This window comes from Rhabdaerophilum sp. SD176, assembly GCF_030143245.1.
Taxonomy (GTDB): Bacteria; Pseudomonadota; Alphaproteobacteria; order Rhizobiales; family Beijerinckiaceae; genus Rhabdaerophilum.
The window spans coordinates 70,719-90,684 of record NZ_JARJNS010000006.1; the positions used below are offsets into that span (position 1 = coordinate 70,719).

A 19,966-nucleotide genomic window follows, 5' to 3' on the forward strand; every position below is an offset into this window, starting at 1 on the left:
TTACGCTCCCGGCTGGGTGGCGTTCGGGAAGAAGAGAGAGGCGCCACCAATCTTGTAATCCGAGATGGCCTTCTGCCCTTCCGGCGAGACCAGCCAGTCGATGAAGGTCTGGCCATCCGCCTTCTTCACATGCGGATGCTTCGCCGGGTTCACGAGGATCACGCCATATTGGTTGAACAGGCGGCGATCCCCCTCGACCACGATCTCGAGATCGCCACGGTTCTTGAAGTTGAGCCAGGTTGCACGGTCCGACAGCACGTAGCCGCCCTGCGCCGAGGCCATGTTGAGCGCCGCACCCATGCCCTGCCCGATCTCGCGATACCATGGGCCTTTCACCTGTCCGATCTCAATCCCGGCCGCCTTCCAGAGGTTCAGTTCGGCCGAATGGGTGCCGGACTTGTCACCGCGCGAGATGAAAAGCGCGCCCTTCGTTTGCACGGACTTCAGCGCGGCGACGATGTCCTTGCCACCCTTGATGCCGGCGGGATCGGTCTTCGGGCCGATGAGCACGAAATCATTGTACATCACCGGCTTGCGCTCGACACCGAAGCCGTCATCGACGAACTTCAGCTCTTGTGCACGGGCATGGACGAAAACGACGTCGGCATCGCCGCGTCGGCCGGTATCGAGCGCCTGTCCGGTGCCCTGGCTGACCACGCGCACATCAATTCCGGTCTTCGCCTTGAAGAGCGGCAGGAGGTGCGTGAACAGGCCGGAATCGGTGGTCGAGGTCGTCGAGGAGACCGTGATGAACCGGTCCGATGCCGGGGCCTGCGCAAAGGCCGGGCCCGAAAGGGCAAGAGCAAGACCAAGGCCGAGCCCCATTCTTCTACTGATCATGGCATTTTCTCCGTTTGGTTTTTGGGGTTCACCAGAGCAGGTCTCCGGCGAGGAAGGCGCGGGCCTCCGGCGAAACCGGAGCCTGGAAAAACCGGTCGACGGGCGCGTCCTCGCGCAGCCGCCCGGCATGAAGGAAGAGCACCCGTGCCGCGAGGCGGCGGACCTGCCCGAGATCATGCGTGGTCATCAGGATCGTCATGCCCTCGGCCGCCAACGCGGAAATGATCTGCTCGATCTGGCGGGTCGCTCCGGGATCCAGATGGGCGCTCGGTTCGTCGAGCATGAGCAGTTCCGGCTCAAGCGCCCAGGCGCGGGCGATGGCGAGGCGCTGCTGCTCGCCGCCGGAGAGCAGGCGCGCCGGCCGCGCCGCCAGATCGGACAGGCCGAACCGCGCAAGAGCCACGTCAGCGCGGTTGGCCGGCCGGTCGAACGAGAGCGCTTCCAAGGCGTGCAGCAGATTGGCGCGGACAGAGCGGCGCAGCATGACCGGGCGCTGGAACACCATGGCATGACGCAGTCGCCCGGCAATCCGGCCGTCACCGACATTCCAGCCGACACTGCCACCCTCGGGTCGGATCAGCCCGTGACACAGACGGAGCGTGAGCGATTTCCCCGCGCCATTGGGCCCGATCAGGGCAGTAACCCCTCCTCGCGGCAGCGTGAAGCTGACGTCATCCAGCAAGCGGCGGCCCTCGCGCTCGAGAACGAGCCCGTTGACAGCCAGCGGAAGGATCGAGGGCATCCCGAGCATCGGCGTCATCCGGCGAAACGTGCGCCGACCCGGCTGGCTGCATAACCGGCGGCGTTGATTGCAAGTGTCAGCGCCATCAGAACGAGGCCAAGGCCCAGCGCGAGCGGAAGGTCACCTTTCGAGGTCTCGAGCGCGATCGTGGTGGTCATGGTGCGGGTATAATTCGCGATGTTGCCGCCGACGATCAGCACGGCACCCACTTCGGCGCTGGCGCGCCCGAACCCCGCAAGGAGCCCCGTTGCAAGCGCGAAACGGCCATCCCAGAGCAAAGTGGGCACCGCACGCCATCCGCTCAGGCCGAGAGATGTCAGGTGTTCGCGATATTCCTGCCAGAGTTCCTCCAGCGTGCCCCGCGTCAGTGCGATGACAATCGGCAGGACGAGGACCGTCTGGGCGATCACCATGGCCGTGGGGGTAAAGAGCAGGCCAAGCGGGCCCAGCGGGCCGGACCGCGAAAGGAGCAGGAAGACGAAAAGCCCGGCCACGACCGGCGGGAGGCCCATCAGCCCGTTGATCAGCACGATCAGCGCCGCCCTTCCGCGAAACCGGGAAAGGGCCAGCCAGGCACCGAGAGGCAGGCCGATCAGGGCGGCCAGCAGGACCGCCGTCAGTGTGACACGCAGGGATAGCCCGACGATCTGCAGGAACTGCGGATCGAACGTCACCACCAGCCCTATGGCTGCCTGCATGGCCCCCAATGCATCCATGGAAACGATGTAGTGCGACACCTTGACGTCGAAAAGCAATTTCTGCAAAAGATAGCATTATCGGAAAATTTGCAAATCAATGCAGGTCTATGCATGTCGACATATCTCTCGACGGAGGAGGCTGCCGCCTATCTCGGCCTCAAGGAGCGCAAGCTCTATGATATGGCGGCGGCCGGGCTGGTGCCCTGTTCCAAAGTGACAGGGAAATGGCTGTTCCCGCGCGCGGCGCTCGACCGGTGGATCGAAGCGGGGATGTCCGCCGCGTTGCCGGGACCTGCCACACCCCCTGCGATTATCGGCGGCAGCCATGACCCGCTGCTCGAATGGGCGGCGCGGCGATCCGGATCCGGCCTCGCATTGCTGGCCGTGGGCTCCGAGGCCGGACTGGACCGTTTGACGCGGAACGAGGTGGCCATCGCAGCGATCCATCTGCATATGCCCGGCAGCGAGGATGCCAATCTCGATGCCGTCGCGACCATGCCCGGCCTCAGCGACCTTGTGATGATCCATTTCTGCCGCCGCGAGGAGGGCCTTCTGCTGCCGGCAGGCAACCCGCGCGGAATCAAGGGGCTTGCCGATGCCTTTGCCGCCGGCATCCGCTTCGGCCAGCGCCAGGCAGGGGCCGGCGCGCAATTGCTCCTGGCGAAGCTGGCCCAGGAGCATGGACTCGAACCTGAACAACTGCCCATGGGCCTCGCCTTCGAGACTGGCCAGGACCTCGCCTTTGCCCTCCGTGCGAATACAATCGATTGCGGGATTGCCACGCGGGCGGTTGCCGAAGCGAACGGGCTCGGCTTCCTGCCGCTGGCCTGGGAGAATTTCGATCTCGTCCTGCGCCGCCGGACCTATTTCGAGCCGGCGCAGCAGGCCCTATGGGCATTCCTGCGCAGCCCGGCCTTCCGCGATCATGCGGATCGCCTTGGCGGGCTTGACGTTTCGGCAGCCGGCAGCGTGCGGTTTAACCGGTAGTGGCGGATTCAGCCTGGTGCGAGCGCACCCATGCGGATCAGGACATTGCCATAAAGGCGCTGCTCGCCACATTGCACCACGGCGAAGGACGATTTTGCCGCCGCGTAGAAAGCAAAACGCTCCAGCGCATGGAAAGGCCCGGCATAGCCAGCCCGGCGCGCCACCAATTCCATGGATTGGATGGCTTCTGGGTGTGCCTCCGGATCGCCGACAACCTGCATGAAGCGGACAGGGTCTTCGGTGAAATCATCCAGCGGGAACAGCGTCAGCACGGCCTCCAGCACGGAATCGACCGCGAGCCCGGGCAATCGAACCAATTCGCCCGTAACGGTGCTGGCGGCGACGGATTCTGCCGGATGGTTCGCGTCAACGATTGCGAGATCGTCGCCGTGACCCATCCGGGCGAGGAGGTGCAGCAGGTCCGGCGAGAGCCGTGGATCGATCCCCTTCAGCATCAGCGCCGTCCCCTTTTCGTAAGGTAGATCCGGGCGGCATTGCCCCCCATGATGGCGGCCTTTGCCTCGGCGGTCAGGCCAGCAATCGTCCGTTCGACAATGTCGAGCCAGTCGGCATAGGTGCCTGCCAGTTCGAGAACCGGCCAATCGGAACCGAACAGGATCCGTTCAGGGCCGAAGGCTTCCATGACGGTCCGGATATAAGGATAGAGGTGATACATGCCATCGCCGGCTGCCGCCTCCGTGAGCAGTCCGGAGAGCTTCACCACCACATTCGGGCGCTGCGCGAGGGCGGCCAGATCGCTTGCCCAGGGTTCCTGGATCCGTTCCCGGATCCTCGGTTTGGCGGCGTGATCGACCACAATCGAGAGGTCAGGAATCCGATCGGCCAGAACCAGCAGGCGCGAGAGATGTGGCGGGCGGACCAGTGCATCGAAGACGAGTCCTTCTGCCACCATCGCCCTCAGGACTGGCAGAACGGACGGCGCGAGCATCCAGTCCGGGTCGGGAATGTCGTGGATCATCGGTCGCAAGCCGACCAGTAGCGGATCCGCTGCGAGGGCGCCAACGCGGCGCGAAGCGTCGGGTGCATCAAAATCAATCCAGCCAACCACGCCGGCTATCGTCTCGTGCCGGGCGACGAGATCGAGCAGATACCGTGTCTCCGCCTCGGTCGGCGCGGCCTGGAGGAGGATCGTCCGGTCAATCCGGCCAGCCGCCAGATGTGGCGCGAGATCGCCGGGGCCGAAATCGCGGTAGATCGCCGCGAGGGCTGGCGTCAGCCAGCCGTAGTCGCCACGGGCCAGAGACCAGTAGTGCTGGTGGGCGTCAATCCGCATTATCCCTCTCCTGTCGGCGCCCGCGGGTCGATCAGCCCGGCATCGCGCAGGTCTTGCCAGAAGGCCGCGGGAACCGGAACCGACCAGCCCTCCAGATTCCGCCGGATCTCTGCCGGGGTGACCGCCCCGAGCACCACACTCGATACGGCGGGATGGGCGCGGGCAAAATGCATCGCCGCGGCAGGCAGCGCCAAGCCATGACGGGCACAAAGCGCCTCGATCCTGCGAACCCGGTCGAGAACGGGCTCGGGTGCATCGGCATAATCGTATTTCGCGCCGGGAATAGCACCGGTGGCGAGAATGCCGGAATTGAACACCCCGCCAAGCAGGATGCCGATGCCGCGCGCCTCCGCCAGCGGAAACAGGACATCGAGCGCGCCCTGTTCCAGCAGCGAGTACCGGCCGGCGAGCAGCAGGCAGTCGAGATCGCAATGATCGGCGAAACGGAGGCAGATCTCGACCTCGTTGACGCCGATCCCGATGGCACGGATGACGCCCTGCTCACGCAAGCGGTAAAGCGCGCGCCACGCGCCGGCCAAAGCCTCGGCGAAACGCTGGTCGACCGCATCGCCATGGTTGCGGCGGTCAACATCATGGATCAGCGCGATGTCGATCCGGTCTGTGCCAAGGCGCAGCAGGGATTGCTCGAGCGAGCGCATCGTCCCGTCATACGAATAATCAAGCGTAGCGGCAAAAGGCAGCCCGCCGGCATAGCCCTCGCGGTCCCATTCTCCGCGGGCCGGGCTCATCCAGCGGCCGACCTTGGTCGACAGGACAACCCGGTCCCGGCCGGCGCGGCGGATAGCGGTGCCGACGCGGTGCTCGGCAAGGCCGTGGCCATAAAGCGGCGAGGTATCGATCAGGGTCACGCCGGATCCGATCGCCGCCGTCACCGCCGCGATCGCCTCCTCGTCATCGATCAGGCGGTAGAGATCGCCCAAAGGCGCGGCGCCGAAGCCGATCTCGCTGACGGTGAGCCCCGTCCTTCCAAGGGTGCGTCCGGCAATGGCGATCATCAGCGCCCCATCAAGAGCTTGGGCAGGGAGGTGGTCAAAGGTGGCCAGAGCGTAATGGCCAGCAGAACCCCGATCAGAGGCAAGAGCCGGGGAATAATGGCGCGGGACATGGCCTCGAAGGAAATGTTGGCGATCCTCGCCGTCACGAAAAGCACCACGCCCACCGGCGGCGTGATTGTGCCGATCATCAGGTTGAGCACGAAGATCAGCCCGAACTGGATCGGATCGATCCCGAACTGGGCGGCCGCGGGCGTGAGGATCGGGATCAGGATCAGCATGGCGGCAAGCGCCTCCATGAAACAGCCAACGACCAACAGCAGGCCATTCACGGCCAGCAGGAAAATCAGCGGATTGCCGATCCAGTCGACGATCATCGGGCCGACAGTCTGGGGAATCCGCGAGATCGACAGGCACCAGGCCAGCGCCGCTGCTGTCATGACCAGTGCCAGCACAACGCCGGTTGTCTCGACCGTATCGACGATCAGGTCCGGCAGATCGGAGAGACGGAAGTCCCGGTAGACGAAGAGGCCGAGCACCAGCGCATAGACGGTAGCCACACCGGCGGCTTCTGTCGGGGTGAACCAGCCGCCAATCATGCCGCCGAACAGGATGACCGGCGTCATCAGCGCCCAATGGGCGCGCTTGTAGGCGGTCCAGACTTCGCGAAGGCCCGGAAAGGGATGGCGCGGCATGTCCTTGCGGCGTGCCACTTCGGAGACCATCAGCATCAGGGCCCCGGCCATCAACAGGCCGGGAATGACCCCCGCCAGGAACAGGCCGCCGATCGAGACATCCGCCGAGACGCCATAGACCACCATCGGCAGCGAGGGCGGAATGATCGGGCCGATCGTGGCCGAGGCAGCGGTAATGGCCGCTGCGGTTTCGGGGTCATAGCCCTCGTCGCGCATCGCCTTGATCTCCAGTGTGCCGACGCCGCCGGCATCGGCCACGGCCGAGCCGGACATGCCGGCAAAGATCACGCTGGCGAGGATATTGGCATGGCAGAGCCCGCCCCGGAGCCAACCGACACAGGCCGTGGCGAAGGCGAAGATGCGGTCGGTCACGCCGGCCGAATTCATGATGTTGCCCATCAGGATGAAGAGCGGCGCAGCCAGAAGCGGGAAGGAATTCGCAGCCTGCGCGATCTTCTGCGGCACAATACCGGCGGGAATGCCAGCCAAAGCCACGAAGGCAAAGGCCGCCAGCCCCATTGAGGCGAAAAGCGGGATTCCCGCCAGCAGCGCACCGAACCAGCCGAGCAGGATATAGCCCATGGTCGCGGTCACAGCGCCATGCCCCCGCCGGTTCCGGCCCGCGGGCCATGTCGCGCGATCTGCACTGCTTCGGCCAAAGCCTGCACGATGAGCAGGGCTGCAGCAAAGGGAATGGGCAGGTATAGAAGCCCCGCCGGCAAGGGCAGGCTGACCCACTCGATATCCCAGTTCCGGCCGATGAGCGGGGTGCCGTACCGGATGAGCTGGATCGCAAAGACGATGACTGCCAGGCGGATGGCAATCTCCGCGAGCCGCGCCAACGCGTCAGGCAGCAAGTCGACCAGCATCGTGATCCGGATATGGCTTCGCCGACGGGCGGCGATCATCAGGCCTGTAAAGCCTGTCCAGACCAGCAGGTTCTGCGCCGCCTCGTCGGTCCAGGCCAGAGGCTGGCCGATGGCCCGCGCGACCACCCCGGCCACGACCGAAGCCAGCAGGGCCGCCATCAGCAGCACCGCCATCCAGCGCAGGGCGCGGTCGGTTATTCGCGAAAGGATCGTCATGGTCTGTCCTGAACCGGGATCAGGCCGGTCGCCGGGCGGCAACCGGCCGGCATCACCTCAGAGCGCCTTCAGCGTATCGAAGGAGCCCTTGCCCCAGCGGGCCTCGAACTTGGCCGGAACCGTGGCCAGGACGGGTTTGCGGAAGGCCTCGAGATCGGGCTCGATCACCGTCATGCCGGCGCCTTTCAGCGTGGCGACGAGATTGGCCTCCTGGCTGAGCAATTCCTTGTCCTGCCAGGCCGCAGCGGCGTCGAAAGCGGCTTGCAGCAGGCCGCGATCGGCGGCGGACAGGCCCTTCCAAAAGGCGTCATTCACGATGATCATCCGCGGCGTGATGATGTGCTCCGTCAGGACCAGGAATTTCTGGACCTCGAAGAACTTGCCCGACTGGATCGTCGGCAGCGGGTTTTCCTGCCCGTCCACGGCGCCCTGGCTGAGCGCGAGATAGAGTTCCGGGAAGGCGATCGGCGTCGCCTTGGCCCCCCAGGCATCGGCCATGGCCTGGAAGACATCGACCGGCGGCACGCGCAACTTGAAGCCGACCATGTCGGCCGGGGTGCGGACAGCCTTGTTGCCGGTGGTGAGATGGCGCTTGCCGTAATAGGTGACGTTGAGCATCCGCATGCCGCGCTTGGCAGAAAGCTCCTCGTTCATCCTGGCGAAGATCGGCGTGTCCTTCACCTTTGCCAGATGCGCGGCGTCCCGCCAGAGATAGGGCGCCTCGACCAGCGTCAGCGCCGGAAGGAAGGCGCCAAGCGCGCCCGCGCCATCGGTCGTGAATTGCAGCGCTCCGGCAGAGACGGATTCCATCATGTCCTTGCCGGAGCCGAGCTGGCCGCCCGGAAAGACCTGGATGTCGATCCGCCCGTTTGTCTTCTGCTTCACATCTGCCGCAATCCGCTGGACCATCTGCACTTGCGGATGGGTGGCGGCGAGCAACTCGCCCCAGCGGATGGTGGTGGCCTGCGCCCGCAGCACGGACGGCATGGCCAGGGTGGCGCCGGCAAGCGTGGTGCCAGCCAGGAACCCGCGTCGATCGATCCTCGTCATGGTCTTTCCTCCGAAATGGGCCGTTCGCGGCCTCTGGTCTGTCATTCAATGTTGATGGCCCGGCTCCGGGCCTGATTGATATGGAAGGCCATCGCGGCCACGGCGGCCTCTGCGTCCCTCCGTTCGATGGCCTCGATCACCGCCAGGTGGTCCCGCATGACCGGGATGACGAGATCCGCATAAAGGCGGGTCTCGTTCTGGCGGATCAGGCGGATCTTGATCCAGTTCACGCGGAAAGCGTTGGAGATGATCTCGTTATCAAGGTGATCGATCACCGCCTCGTGCAGGGAGCGGTCGGTCGCCTCGGCATCGGCGATCAGCGTTTCGCGCTCGCCGGCCTCTGCCCGGGCGATGATCTGCTCATGGCTGGCGCGGAGCGCTGCAACCGCCGCTTCCGACCGGGCATGGGCGAAGAGCGCGGTGGCCTGCGTCTCAAGGAAAAGCCGGAACTGATAGGCATTCCGGATCAGGTTCAGATCAACATGCGCAACCTGCATTCCCCGCTGCGGCACGGTCGTGATCAACCCCTCGGCTTCGAGCCGGGGGATCAATTCGCGGATCGCGCCGAGCGGCAGGCCGGTCAACTCGACCAACTCGCGCTGGGAAATGAACTGCCCCGGCCGGATCTCGCGCGAAAGGAGCCTCTCGGTGAAGCTCTCATAGGCACGCTCACGAAGCTTGACCGGGGCGTTGTTCATGTCATGCCGCCGCGCTCGCGCCCGAGCGAAGGGCGCCAAGTGTCGATGCCAGTTCGCGTGCGGCCGCTTCCGTCATCGGATCCAGCGGCGCACGCATGACGCGCCAGCCGGCATCGCCGGTCTGCTCGGCGATCATGGCCTTGATGGCCGACATGAAGGAATGCTTGAGGATGGCCTCGACCATGGCATTGATGCGCGGATCATCCTTGCCCTCATTGGCGAGCGGGCGGAGCAGATCAGGCGCGATGTTGGCGAGGCCGCAGATGCTGCCCGCCCCGCCGGAGCGGACCGAACGAGCGAGCTGGCGCTCGTCTCCCACGAGGATCTGCAGGCCCGGCAGCTCGGTGAGGCGGCGTTCGGTGGCGTTCCAGTCGCCGTTGGAATCCTTCACGCCGATGATCATGCCGGGATAGGCCTTGGCGAGGCGCTGGGTCAGCTCGACCGAGATGCCGTTCCGGGTCATTCCGGGGATATGATAGAGGATCACATCCCGCAGCTGGCCGCCGAGCCGGTCAAACAGGGCAGCGAAGAAGCGGAAAAGGCCCTCATCGCTGGCATTGCCGAAATAGAATGGCGGCGCAAGCAGCAGCGCCCGGCAGCCCACGGCATAGCCGGTCCGGGCCTGTTCGACGGCATCATCCAGGGTGGCGGCGGAAACGCCGACCATCACCTTCTGGCGGAGGTCAATCCCGGCCGACCCGACCGCCCCGAGCATGCGGTTGCGCTCGGCATGGCCAAGCGAAGCGCCCTCGCCCGTGGTGCCGAACAGGGTGAACCCGTCGCAGCCATTGGCGAGAACCCATTGGGCATGGGAAACCAGCCGCGTCAGGCAGACCTGGCCATCCGGCCGAAACGGGGTGGAAAGCGCGCAGTTCAGGCCGATGCGGCCCGTTGTCGATGTCAATGTCATGGATCCCTCACTCTCGGGCAGATTCAGCTGACCTGCCGACGATGTCAAGACTGACATGTTAGTCTGCACGAGAATAATCCGCAGGCTTGACCGCGATCGATCACAACCGGTGTTGCCAGCTGCACAATCCCTGCCTAATCGAAACACGAGGCAGATGGCCCAAAGCCGAACCGTGCCCAGCCGTGCAGCCCATTCAGGACATGTAGGGATCCGATGCGCATCGCCCTTGCTCTTTTTCTCGCCGTTTCTGCCCTGATCACGGGGTTCTGGGCCTGGATGGGCACACCGGTCATCGTTTCCGCCTCCACGGTGCGCGAGCCGATCTATTGTGTGTCCTTCGCGCCCTTCCGTTCGCATCAGAGCCCATTCGACCTGTCCACCCGTATCGAAGCGGAGCAGGTCGAGGAGGACATGAAGCGGGTGCGTGCGCTGACAGATTGCGTCCGGACCTATGCGACCGATTTCGGCAGCCAGCATGTGCCGGGCATTGCCCGCAAGTTGAACATGAAGGTCTATCTCGGCATCTGGATCGGCGATGACATCATGCGGAACAGCGTGCAGGTCGAGGCGGCGATTGCGCTGGCCGCGCGCTATCCCGATGTCGTGCGGGCGATCATTGTCGGCAACGAGGTGCTGCTGCGCCGTGACCGCTCGCCGGCCGAGCTGGCCGCCTATATCCGCGAGGTGAAGAGCCGGTCGCAGGTGCCCGTGACCTATGCCGATGTCTGGGAATTCTGGCTCAAGAACCGGGAACTCGCCAATCTCGTCGATTTCATCACCATCCATACCCTGCCCTATTGGGAGGATATCCCGATCGGGATCGACAAGGCTGCAGCCCATATCGACCATACGCTGAAGGAAGTCCGCGAATCCTTCCCGGGCAAGGAGATCCTGATCGGCGAGGTTGGCTGGCCGAGCGCGGGCCGGATGCGCGAAGGCGCCCTGCCCTCGCTGTCCAACCAGGCGAAGCTGCTCGCCGACATGACGGAGATCGCCCGGAAGGGGAACTACAAGTTCAACTGGATCGAGGTGATCGACCAGCCCTGGAAGCGCCGTTCGGAAGGCACGGTCGGCGGCTATTGGGGCCTGTTCGAGGCCGGGGCCGACCAGCCGAAATTCTTCCCGGGTTCGCCGGTTTCCGATCATCCATTCTGGCGCTGGCAACTCGGTGGCGGCCTGGCTTTCGCGGCCTTGCTGTTCGGCCTTGCCGCAACGCGCATCCGCCGGCAGCCGAAGGCCGAAATCTCGCGGCTATGGATGCAGGTCGCGGCCGTGGCTCTGGTCGGCGGGGCGCTTGCCGGCCTCAGCCTCGAGAAGCTGGTGCTGGAAAGCATCACCTGGAAGGACTGGCTCTTTGCCGGCACGCGACTGGCGGTCATGATCGCCCTTGCCGTTTTCGGCACCTTGGCGCTCGCCGGCAACGAGACGGCGCCGCGTCTTTCGCGTGCGGTGGCCCGACTGGCCGGGCGTGCGGGCGAGCCGGCGCGGCCGCTCGACTTGCTGTTCCTTGCACTGGCCTTTTTCGCGCTGCAAAGCGCGCTCGGGCTGGCTCTGGATGCGCGCTACCGGGACTTTCCTGCGCCGACACTGATGATGGGCACCCTGCCTTTACTCATTCTTGTCTGGCGGGACCGGAACCTGTCCGACCTGTCCGGCGGGATGGCGTTGGCCCTCGGGCTCGCCTTCACCGCGATCTGGATCCTGATCGTCGAAGGTCTGCAGAACTGGCAGGCATTATGGTTCGTGGCCAGCCTAGCCGGCGTGGCGATGACCGTCGCGCGTGGGGCCCAGCAGCGCCAGATGCAGCAGCAATAGGGCCGCTGCACCGGAAGCCAGATCCGCATGGTAAAGCACCAGCCCGGCGCTGCACAGGACAAGTGCCGCGGCCATGCGGAGCCGTGTCGGCCGCCAGAGCGTCAGGACTGCCATGGCCAGCAAGACCCAACCGCCAGCCGGATTGCGGAGAACCAGCGAAAGCTGGGCGCGAAGCCGGCAGAACCAGGCATTCGCGTCTGCATCACATAATGTGCGCACGGCATCATTGTCCAGAAACAGGTGCCGCAGGCACCAGCCAAGGCCGACCGCCAGGCCAGCCCCGGCCAGAATGGCCAGTGAATGTCGCAGTTGCGCCTTCGCCATGATCAGCCGCTCTTCCGCTGCGGTTCCTGATCATTGGCCGCGAAGGGGACGGAGCCCGCCGTCACCCCCGCCATGGAATTACCCGTGGCGGGCTTGCCCCAACTGGTGGCGACGCGCGCACGCAGTCCCTCTAGGCTCGGCAGGTCGAACTCGACCATGCGGGTCTTGGCACTTTCCGGCAGGCGCTCCATCAGGGCCAGCAGGACGGCGAAGAGGAACGGAATCGCCTGCACCACCATGACGGCCGCGAACAGATAGAGCTCGCGCACTTCGGTGTAGTTGGTCATCACGACCATCGTTGCAGAGGCCAGCAACAATCCAGCCATGATGGCCTCGCCACGGGCGGCGAAGACATCGCTCTTCTGCGCTTTGCCGCCCTTGTCCGTGCGGATGAAGACGAGCTTGTCGGCAAAGAGCGACTTCCCGACCGCGCGGGCCATCGTCCATTGCAGGGACATGTGCGCCATCAGCGCCAGCGCCATCTCCTTGGCCGACATATCGACGCAGCGCTTGTACAGCAGGCCGAAATGCAGGAGCGACAGGCCGAGCATGAACAGGATCGGCAGGGTGAGGATCTTGTCCGGCACGGCAATGCTCAGGAAAGCGACAACCGGCGTCCAGACGATATTCAGGATCGCAATCAGCACGCCGAGGCTTTCATTGGCCAGCCACGAGAGCCACCCTGCCGCGAAAGTGCGCCGCTGCGGCAGCGAGAGCTTGCTGCGGCCAGGCAGGAAGGCGCGGGCATGCTTGAAAACGATCTGCATGCCGCCCGACGCCCAGCGATGGCGCTGCTTCTTGTAGTCGCGGAAGGTGTTCGGCAGCAGGCCGCGGCCATAGCGGCGGTTGGTGTAGTGCTGGAGCCAGCCCTTCTCGAGGATCGAGAGGCCGAGATCGGTATCCTCGCAGATCGTATCCTCGGACCAGCCGCCCGCGCTCTCGAGGGCAGCCCGGCGCACAAGGCACATCGTGCCATGGGTGATGATGGCGTTCTCCTCGTTGCGCAGCACCATGCCGATATCGAAGAAGCCGGCATATTCGGCATTCATCGCCTGATGCAGCGGCGAGCGGCGGCCATCGCGATGATCCTGCGGGGCCTGGACGAGGCCGACGCGAGCATCGGCGAAGGCAGGCACGAGATCGCGCAGCCAGTTCGCATCGACGATATAGTCGGCATCAATCACGCCGATGATCTCGGCGGCCGGATCGGTATGGTCGAGGGCGATCTGGAGCGCCTTGGCCTTGAAGCCTTCAACCCGGCCGGCATTGACGAATTTGAAGCGTGGGCCAAGCAGGCGGCAATGCTCCTCCACCGGCGCAACCATCGCCTCGTCCGGCGTGTTGTTGATCAGAACGATACATTCGAAATCGGGATAGTCGAGCCGGGCAACGGAATCGAGCGTCTCCTTCAGCATCTCGGCCGGCTCGCGGCAGGCCGGAATGTGGATCGAGACCTTCGGCAACGGCGCAGCCTGGGCCAGACGGCCGGCCGCGAGCAGGCGGCTCGGCTTGCGGCCAAACAGGAACTGCGCGATCTCGGCAATGTGGTTCAGCGCCACGATGACCAGCGGCACCAGCAGCACCATGCCAAGCAGGAACGCGAAGGCTGCGCCTGGCACGAAATAATGCAGCACCCAATGGCCCCAGGCGAACGCCGCCCAGGCGCCAACGGCGTTTGCCGCAAGCGTGAGCACGAGCGCCTGGCGGGTGGTGACGCGAAGCGGGCCGCGGCCCTGCAGGAACAGGATCAGCAGGCTCAGCAGGAGGCCGGCAATGACGGCAACGGTTGCTTTTTCGGTGTAGCCCCGGTCATGGATCGGGCCAGTCCAGGGGAACTTGGTGTTGCGATCGGTGGAGAAAGCACCCCAGTAGGGGCCGACGCCGCCTTCGAAGGTCTTCCACGGCTGGTCATAGGCTTCGATGATGTTGTAATCGACGCCCAGCCAGTTTGCCCGCGCCGCGAAATCGCGGAGGATGACGGCCTGTTCAAGCCGACCCGGCGCAGCGCCATGGCGATTGTAGCCGGCGCTCGGCCAGCCGAATTCCGAGATTTTCACCTTCTTGTTCGGATAGGCCGCCTGCACCTTCGACAGGATTTCAAATGTGCTGTCCACGGCCTGATTGGCCGGCGTGCCTTCCCAGTAGGGCAGGACGTGGATGGCGATGAAATCCGCCGCTTCGACCAGTTCCGGATATTTCAGCCAAACCGTATAGATTTCACCGGTGGAGACCGGCACCCGGCCGCCCGTCTCGGCCTTGACGCGGCGCATCAGCTTGATGAGCCGGTTCACGGTCGCACGCTCGAGCGCGTCCTTCTCCTTGGTGGCGATGGCACGCTTTTCCTCGTCGGTCAGCTGCTCGCCGCGCAGGATCGGCACATCGCCGCGGACGTTCAATTCGTTGCCGACATAGATGCCATTGACGTTCCAGTGCGTGTTGGCGAGTTTGATCGCCCGCTCCAGTTCACGCGTGTTCCGCTCGGGATCATTGTCCAACCAGGCCCCGATCGTGGCGCGCATGCCGAATTCCGCAGCGACGCCCGGAACCAGATCGGTGCCCTCGGTGACGGTGTAGGTACGCACCGCCTTCGTGTAGGGCGCGATGGCGCGGAAATCGTTGCGGATCTGGTCAGCGGTCGGAACATAGCCGTCACCGCGCTCGCGCTTCTGACCCTCGAAGGCCGTGTAGGACATGCTGGCGAGCCGCCCGACAAGGTCAGGTGCGTGTCGTACCTCCTGATACCAACCCCATAGGGTGGCATGAAGCAGGGTGACGAGCAGAGCGGCAAGAACCGGCAGGCGGGTCAGGAACCGGACGAAAGAGGGAGCACTCACGGCAGGACTTCGACCAAGGTTAGGGTTGCTGGCGCAAACCTTCTCTGCGGCGCCTGATGCGCTGTTTCGACGGCTTGCGGAATCTCTTCGATTTCGTGCGGGTTATGCCGATGGCTGGCTGTATGCCAGATGAATAATTCCTGTGAACCGCCGCGAAACCGCGAAAGATTTCGCAGTGCATCAAGCAAGGGCCGGACCAAGCCATTTTCCTGGCTGCACGAGGCAAGAGGCCATGCCGTCGCAGGGCGAATTGCCGCTGCGGAAGCCGATTCTGCGTCCCCGGGGGCGATTTTCTGCCTGTTCCGGCATCAAGAGCCGGAATCCGGGCGCCCAGCTGCAAGGCGGAACGCCTAAACTTTGGTCAGCTTTCGCCGGCAAGGATTCACCCTGTTTCGGTGCAGCCCCGTCGCGCTGGCCATTCAGGAAGCCGGCAATTCTCTGCCGGCGCTTCCTCATTTTCGGAGGCCGGTGCAGCCTCGCCCGTCCGTTGCAAGAACCACCACGCCACCGGCGGCATAGAGCTGGCGCACAAAGCCGGGGCTACGGCCAGCCAGCACCATCACACGGCCGCTGCCCTCGAGCAGGGCCACGTCCGATGCGGCAATGGCCCGGAATAGCCGGGACTCGGACAGGGCGATAACGGTGACGATGCCGGGCTCGGCCCTCAGAAGCGGAAAGGCCAGCAGCAAGCTCCACCAGCCTGCCAGCGCCAGAGCAGCGCCGGCCAGCCAGTCGAAGCGCTGCCGGTCAATAATCATAGGCGTGCTCGAAGCGACCACCAGCCTTGTCCAGCGCAGCCTTCAGGCCCGGCAGGGTTTCAAGCCGGACGAGAAAGCCGATGCGCTGCCAGCCGGGGCTCGCCTGCAGGGGCACGGCGATCAGGGCCGGCGGCAGGTTCTGCGGTGCCTGCCAGCCCTCGGGAACCAGCACCGTGACAAGGATCTCGGCCTGCCCGGCAATCTCGATGACGCGATGGCCGCCAGCAATCTGTAGCAACAGGAACGCAGTAAAAGCTCGATAGCGCGGCGTCTCGACGATCACGCTGCCATCCGGCCGCTTCTCGATGATCCGTGCATCGGCGGTCGGCTCCATGCCGGACAGGACGCTGCGGATCGTCAGGCTGGCGGGAGACAACCCTGCCGCAGCGGCCATTGCCTTCGCATAAAGCGCCTTGCCGCCCCATTCGAGCGAGAGGGCGAGACGCCGTTCGATCGAACGGGCCGGTGCCGTGCCCTGCCAGGGTAGTGCCCAGAGCCGGCCGAGATACTCGCCGAACGGGAAAGCATACCATGGTGTCTGCTGGAGGAAGGCAGCGTAGGCATCGCCCATCTGCCATGCGAGCTGGTCTTCCGCCGGAAATGGCGGAGCCGAGGGCCGGAACAAGGCGCCGAGCGTGGTTTCGTAGATGCCCTTGAGTCCTAACTCGGCCGAAACGCTGACTCCGATGACATAGAGCATCGCCTTCATCTCCGACGAGACCGACCCCCGCGACGAGGCTGTGCGGGCCAACGCGCAGAGGTTGCGCCAATAGCCGGCAATCGCCGCACGATAGGCGAAGGCGCCCTCCCCCTCGCGGCGCGAGACGATGGCCAGATCCTCGTAGGCATGGACGATCGACCATTCGGGATAGGTCAACAGCGTGTCGACAAGTGCACGATGATGCTCCGGCGCAAGGATCGCATCGCGCTTTGCCGGCTCGGCCGGGGGCGGCCCGAAGCATTGGGTCTCGACGTAAAGGATCGGGGCAGCCGCAAGGATGCCCAGCAAGATCGTCACAAGACCGAAAACCCGCAGGAGGCGGAACAGGCGCCGCATCGCTCAGGCCGTTTCGCGCCGGAACAGCACGAAGCCGGCGAGGACGGCAAACCCGCCCAACGCGAGATGCGGCAGGTTGGCCAGGATCTTGAACCCGAACGGCATGGCCTGCACGCCGTGGATCAGGATGCCGAGATCAAGGAAGCCGGACCCAGTCGCAAGCCCGAGGGCGCCATCGGCGAGATAGAGGCTGCCAAAACCCTTGAGGAATGCCAGCGCGGCGTGCCGCGAGATGAAGGCTGCGATGGCTGCCCAGAGCGCGGAGGCCCAATGGAGCGCGTCATCATAGATATCGAGCGCGAAGATGCCGAAGGCGCGGCCCTGCGCATCGGTCAGCCCGGGAATGTAGTTGAGCGATCCGGCGACGAGCAGCGCAAGGGCATAGCCAAGGCAGACATGGCGGGGGGTCATCAGCGCTCCTTACAGACGGTCAAGATAGGCATCCCATAACGCGTTTCGGAACAGGAGCTTCGGGTCGATCTGGCGCTTGCGGGCCGCAAAAAGGGGCGCGCCGGGATAGATCGAGAGAAACTGGTCCGGGCGTGCATGCAGGCGATAGGGCAAATAATAGCTGCCGCCAATGTTCCCGACCATGTCGATCAGCGCTTCGGTGGTGGCGATCATATCGGTTTCGCCATTCGGATTGTTCTTCTGCGAGAAGGACATGACGGCGGCGATCCGGTCCGTGGTGGCATAGGAAAGCAGACTTGTGGAATCGCGCTTCACATGGCGCAGAGTGACATTGAGGAACTCGGCCGAGGCCCGGGGGATAATGCGCCGGCAGCCCTCGACAAAGGCGCCAAACTGATCGGGCGCGATGAAATACTCATGCAGAATATCCGTCCGGCGGTAATCCCGGTTCGCGAGGTTCAGCACAGGCTCGTTCATCAGGCTGTTCCGCGAGGAAATACCGGAGGACAGCGTCGGCCCAGCTGTCTTTTCCATGAACCAGCGTAGGCTCTTGCCCCATTCCCGTTCGACCTGAGCCCGATAGACGCGGCGTGAGAAGCCGCTCAACGCGCTTTCCCGCGTGGCCGGCGGCAAACCGGCAGCGGGAACAGGCTCGCGCCGATAGGTGACGAGCAAAGCCTCCTCAAAGAAGCTGCCGCGTTCGACATTGAGGCGGCCATAGATCATCGGCACGGCAGGATCATTGGCAGCGGCGATGAAGCGCGGCGCAAATTCGCCTGCCGGCATGGCCTCGAATTTCGGGCGGAGGAGCATGTTCTCGACCATCTCGACGTCAAGGTCGAGGATAATGCCGAAAGCGCCATATCCGCCCATGGCGAGGCCGAAAAGCTCGGGATTCTCCTCGCGCGAGCAGCGGATGATCGTGCCATCGGCCAGCATGATCCGGAAGGCGCGCACCGTCGCACCGAAGGGGCCGTAGGGCGTTGGCCAGCCATGCGCATTGACCGAGAAGGTCGCCGCCACACCGAAATCGCTGTTCGACTGCATCACAGCCGGCGAGAAACCCTGGGGATCGAGCGTTGCGATCACCTGATGCCAGCGCGTGCCGCCCGCCGTGCGAAACTGCTTGCCGGCGCGGTCCAGCTCAGTCTGGTTGATGTCGAGCGTCATGGCCACGCCATCACGGATGAGGGCCTGCCCGCCCATCGAATGGCGCGCGGCACCCACGCAAACCGGGCGTCCCTCGCCTTCAGCGGCCTTGAGTTCGCGCCGTAGCGCTGCCACGAGATCGGCCTCGGCGTTGCGGGCGTGCCAGTGCCGCGCCACCGGCGTGGGGTTCAATCGGCTGGCATCGTTCATGATCAGCCGTGTCTGCCCGCGCGAGACGCGCGGCAGGGTGGAAAAGGCAATCGCCCCGGCCCCTGCCATCACGGCACGCCGCGTCATTTTCGGCATGGTCACCTCCCCCGGGGAATCGCACCGTCCAACCTGCCGGAGGATACAGATTGTCGGCGACGGGCCAAGCGATGCCGAGCCGGCCTGTTTGCGGCTCCTTTCGCACAAAAGATCGCGCACGCTGTATACAGCATACTTGACCAATCCGGGTGAGGTTTCTAGGTTAGGCTCCGAGGTGGTTTCCCACCGCCCCCGCCCTTCTGAAGGAGTTTCGACAATGGATGCCAGCCGGCCTGTCCTTGCCCATGTGATCGGCTGTCCGGCGGGCATCGGCCCGGAACTTTCCGCCCGCATCCTCAGCGACAGCGACATCAATGCCGCCGCGCGGATCATCGCGATCGGCGATGCGCGGGTGCTTGCGGCCGGCGCGCGGGCCGCAGGCGTGACTGTCTCCCTGCCGACCATCGGCGATGGCGATCCGATCCCCGCCAGCAACGGCCCGGTGCTGATCGACATGGCCCATCTCGACCCTGCCACGATCCGCCCTGGCGAATTGCAGAAGCCGGCGGGCGATGCGGCGATGGCGAATTTCCGCAAGGGGCTGGCCTTGGCCAAGGCCGGGCTTGTGGACGGGGTGACCTTCTCGCCCTTCAACAAGGCGTCGATGCGGCTCTCCTACCCCGCCTATGAGGATGAGGTCGTGTTCATGAACGAGTTCCTCGATTTCAAGGGAACCGCGAGCGAGTTCAACATCCTGCCGGATCTCTGGAATGCCCGCGTCACCTCGCATGTGCCGATTTCCGGCGTTGCCGCGCTGATCACCGCCGAGAATGTGACCCGCGCCCTGCGGTTGACCGATCAGGCGATGCGGGCCGCCGGCTGGTCGCGGCCGCGCATTGCCGTGGCCGGGCTCAACCCCCATGCCGGGGATGGCGGGAATTTCGGCCGCGAGGATATCGATGTACTGGAGCCCGTGGTGGCTGCCGGCCAGCGTGAGGGCATTGCCTGCGCAGGCCCCTTCCCGTCCGACACGGTTTTCGTCCGGGCGCGCAAGGGCGAATTCGATGCCGTGCTGACGATGTATCACGATCAGGGCCAGATCGCGATGAAGCTGATCGGTTTTGACCAGGGCGTGACTGTCCTCGGTGGCTACCCCTTCCCCATCGCCACGGCTGCCCATGGCTCGGCCTATGACATTGCCGGCAAGGGCATCGCCAATCCCGATGCGATGAGGAATGCGATGGGAATCGCAACGCGCATGGCCGCCGCCCGCCGCCGGGCGGCCTGAGCAACTTTCCAAGCCTTTAGGGATGAAAAACGCCGCCTTTCCGGGCGGCGTTTTCGTTTGATCCTGCGAAAG

20 protein-coding genes are annotated in these 19,966 nt (G+C 64.8%); 3 read left to right on the forward strand and 17 right to left on the reverse strand.

Translation table 11 applies throughout. The features are described 5' to 3' along the window. Genes P0652_RS14825 through P0652_RS14835 form a run of 3 tightly spaced genes read right to left on the reverse strand, consistent with a single transcriptional unit; the run spans position 1 to position 2,280 of the window. Positions 1-840 carry an ABC transporter substrate-binding protein gene (locus P0652_RS14825; protein ID WP_502947537.1) on the reverse strand — a complete coding sequence of 280 codons (840 nt, stop codon included), beginning with the start codon at positions 838-840 and terminating at the stop codon, positions 1-3. A 28-nt stretch (positions 841-868) separates the two neighbouring features. Continuing rightward, positions 869-1,591 carry an ATP-binding cassette domain-containing protein gene (locus tag P0652_RS14830; protein ID WP_284179631.1) on the reverse strand — a complete coding sequence of 241 codons (723 nt, stop codon included), beginning with the start codon at positions 1,589-1,591 and terminating at the stop codon, positions 869-871. A gap of 5 nt (positions 1,592-1,596) precedes the next feature. Further along, positions 1,597-2,280, reverse strand: coding sequence for an ABC transporter permease (locus P0652_RS14835; RefSeq protein WP_284179632.1), 684 nt, complete (start codon positions 2,278-2,280; stop codon positions 1,597-1,599). Between the two features lie 111 nt (positions 2,281-2,391). Here P0652_RS14835 and P0652_RS14840 point away from each other — a divergent pair, with 111 nt between their 5' ends. Beyond that, on the forward strand, positions 2,392-3,267 hold the full coding sequence (locus P0652_RS14840) for a substrate-binding domain-containing protein (protein ID WP_284179633.1): 876 nt from the start codon (positions 2,392-2,394) through the stop codon (positions 3,265-3,267). Between the two features lie 8 nt (positions 3,268-3,275). On the opposite strand, the gene P0652_RS14845 is transcribed toward P0652_RS14840, so the two are convergent. The 8 genes from P0652_RS14845 to P0652_RS14880 are packed head-to-tail and all read right to left on the reverse strand — an operon-like array spanning position 3,276 to position 10,012. Beyond that, positions 3,276-3,722 carry an RbsD/FucU family protein gene (locus P0652_RS14845; RefSeq protein WP_284179634.1) on the reverse strand — a complete coding sequence of 149 codons (447 nt, stop codon included), beginning with the start codon at positions 3,720-3,722 and terminating at the stop codon, positions 3,276-3,278. Beyond that, entirely contained in the window at positions 3,722-4,561 is an 840-nt protein-coding gene (locus P0652_RS14850) for an amidohydrolase family protein (RefSeq protein WP_284179635.1), read from the reverse strand. Before P0652_RS14850 ends, P0652_RS14845 begins: the two co-directional genes overlap by 1 nt. After that, complete coding sequence (locus tag P0652_RS14855; protein ID WP_284179636.1) at positions 4,561-5,577, reverse strand: aldo/keto reductase; 1,017 nt, start codon at positions 5,575-5,577, stop codon at positions 4,561-4,563. The genes P0652_RS14850 and P0652_RS14855 overlap by 1 nt, the downstream gene beginning before the upstream one ends. Next, positions 5,577-6,863, reverse strand: coding sequence for a TRAP transporter large permease (locus P0652_RS14860; protein WP_284179637.1), 1,287 nt, complete (start codon positions 6,861-6,863; stop codon positions 5,577-5,579). Before P0652_RS14860 ends, P0652_RS14855 begins: the two co-directional genes overlap by 1 nt. After that, the gene (locus tag P0652_RS14865; protein WP_284179638.1) at positions 6,860-7,354 is read right to left on the reverse strand and encodes a TRAP transporter small permease; all 495 of its coding nucleotides are present in this window, start codon (positions 7,352-7,354) and stop codon (positions 6,860-6,862) included. The genes P0652_RS14860 and P0652_RS14865 overlap by 4 nt, the downstream gene beginning before the upstream one ends. Before the next feature lie 57 nt (positions 7,355-7,411). Beyond that, positions 7,412-8,404, reverse strand: a complete 993-nt coding sequence (locus P0652_RS14870) for a sialic acid TRAP transporter substrate-binding protein SiaP (protein WP_284179639.1) — start codon at positions 8,402-8,404, stop codon at positions 7,412-7,414. A gap of 41 nt (positions 8,405-8,445) precedes the next feature. After that, the gene (locus P0652_RS14875; RefSeq protein ID WP_284179640.1) at positions 8,446-9,102 is read right to left on the reverse strand and encodes a GntR family transcriptional regulator; all 657 of its coding nucleotides are present in this window, start codon (positions 9,100-9,102) and stop codon (positions 8,446-8,448) included. 1 nt (position 9,103) lies between these two features. Further along, on the reverse strand, positions 9,104-10,012 hold the full coding sequence (locus P0652_RS14880; RefSeq protein ID WP_284179641.1) for a dihydrodipicolinate synthase family protein: 909 nt from the start codon (positions 10,010-10,012) through the stop codon (positions 9,104-9,106). A gap of 213 nt (positions 10,013-10,225) precedes the next feature. Between P0652_RS14880 and P0652_RS14885 the strand changes: the two genes are divergently transcribed. Further along, positions 10,226-11,827: a glycoside hydrolase family 17 protein gene (locus tag P0652_RS14885; protein WP_284179642.1), complete on the forward strand. Its 1,602-nt coding sequence runs from the start codon at positions 10,226-10,228 to the stop codon at positions 11,825-11,827. Here P0652_RS14885 and P0652_RS14890 read toward each other — a convergent pair. The 6 genes from P0652_RS14890 to P0652_RS14915 form a co-directional block, all read right to left on the reverse strand. Then, complete coding sequence (locus P0652_RS14890; RefSeq protein WP_284179643.1) at positions 11,765-12,151, reverse strand: hypothetical protein; 387 nt, start codon at positions 12,149-12,151, stop codon at positions 11,765-11,767. The two genes, P0652_RS14885 and P0652_RS14890, sit on opposite strands and share 63 nt — an antisense overlap. A gap of 2 nt (positions 12,152-12,153) precedes the next feature. Continuing rightward, entirely contained in the window at positions 12,154-14,985 is a 2,832-nt protein-coding gene (locus tag P0652_RS14895; RefSeq protein ID WP_284179644.1) for a glycosyltransferase, read from the reverse strand. A 452-nt stretch (positions 14,986-15,437) separates the two neighbouring features. Next, the gene (locus P0652_RS14900) at positions 15,438-15,743 is read right to left on the reverse strand and encodes a hypothetical protein (protein ID WP_284179645.1); all 306 of its coding nucleotides are present in this window, start codon (positions 15,741-15,743) and stop codon (positions 15,438-15,440) included. Beyond that, entirely contained in the window at positions 15,733-16,800 is a 1,068-nt protein-coding gene (locus P0652_RS14905; protein ID WP_284179646.1) for a hypothetical protein, read from the reverse strand. The genes P0652_RS14900 and P0652_RS14905 overlap by 11 nt, the downstream gene beginning before the upstream one ends. Before the next feature lie 3 nt (positions 16,801-16,803). Next, on the reverse strand, positions 16,804-17,211 hold the full coding sequence (locus tag P0652_RS14910) for a hypothetical protein (protein ID WP_284179647.1): 408 nt from the start codon (positions 17,209-17,211) through the stop codon (positions 16,804-16,806). A gap of 9 nt (positions 17,212-17,220) precedes the next feature. Beyond that, a complete protein-coding gene (locus P0652_RS14915; RefSeq protein WP_284179648.1) occupies positions 17,221-18,666 on the reverse strand; it encodes an FAD-binding oxidoreductase in 1,446 nt (481 codons plus the stop codon). A 217-nt stretch (positions 18,667-18,883) separates the two neighbouring features. On the opposite strand from P0652_RS14915, the gene P0652_RS14920 reads away from it, so the two are divergent. Next, positions 18,884-19,894, forward strand: coding sequence for a 4-hydroxythreonine-4-phosphate dehydrogenase PdxA (locus P0652_RS14920; protein WP_284179649.1), 1,011 nt, complete (start codon positions 18,884-18,886; stop codon positions 19,892-19,894). Positions 19,895-19,966: the final 72 nt, after the last annotated feature.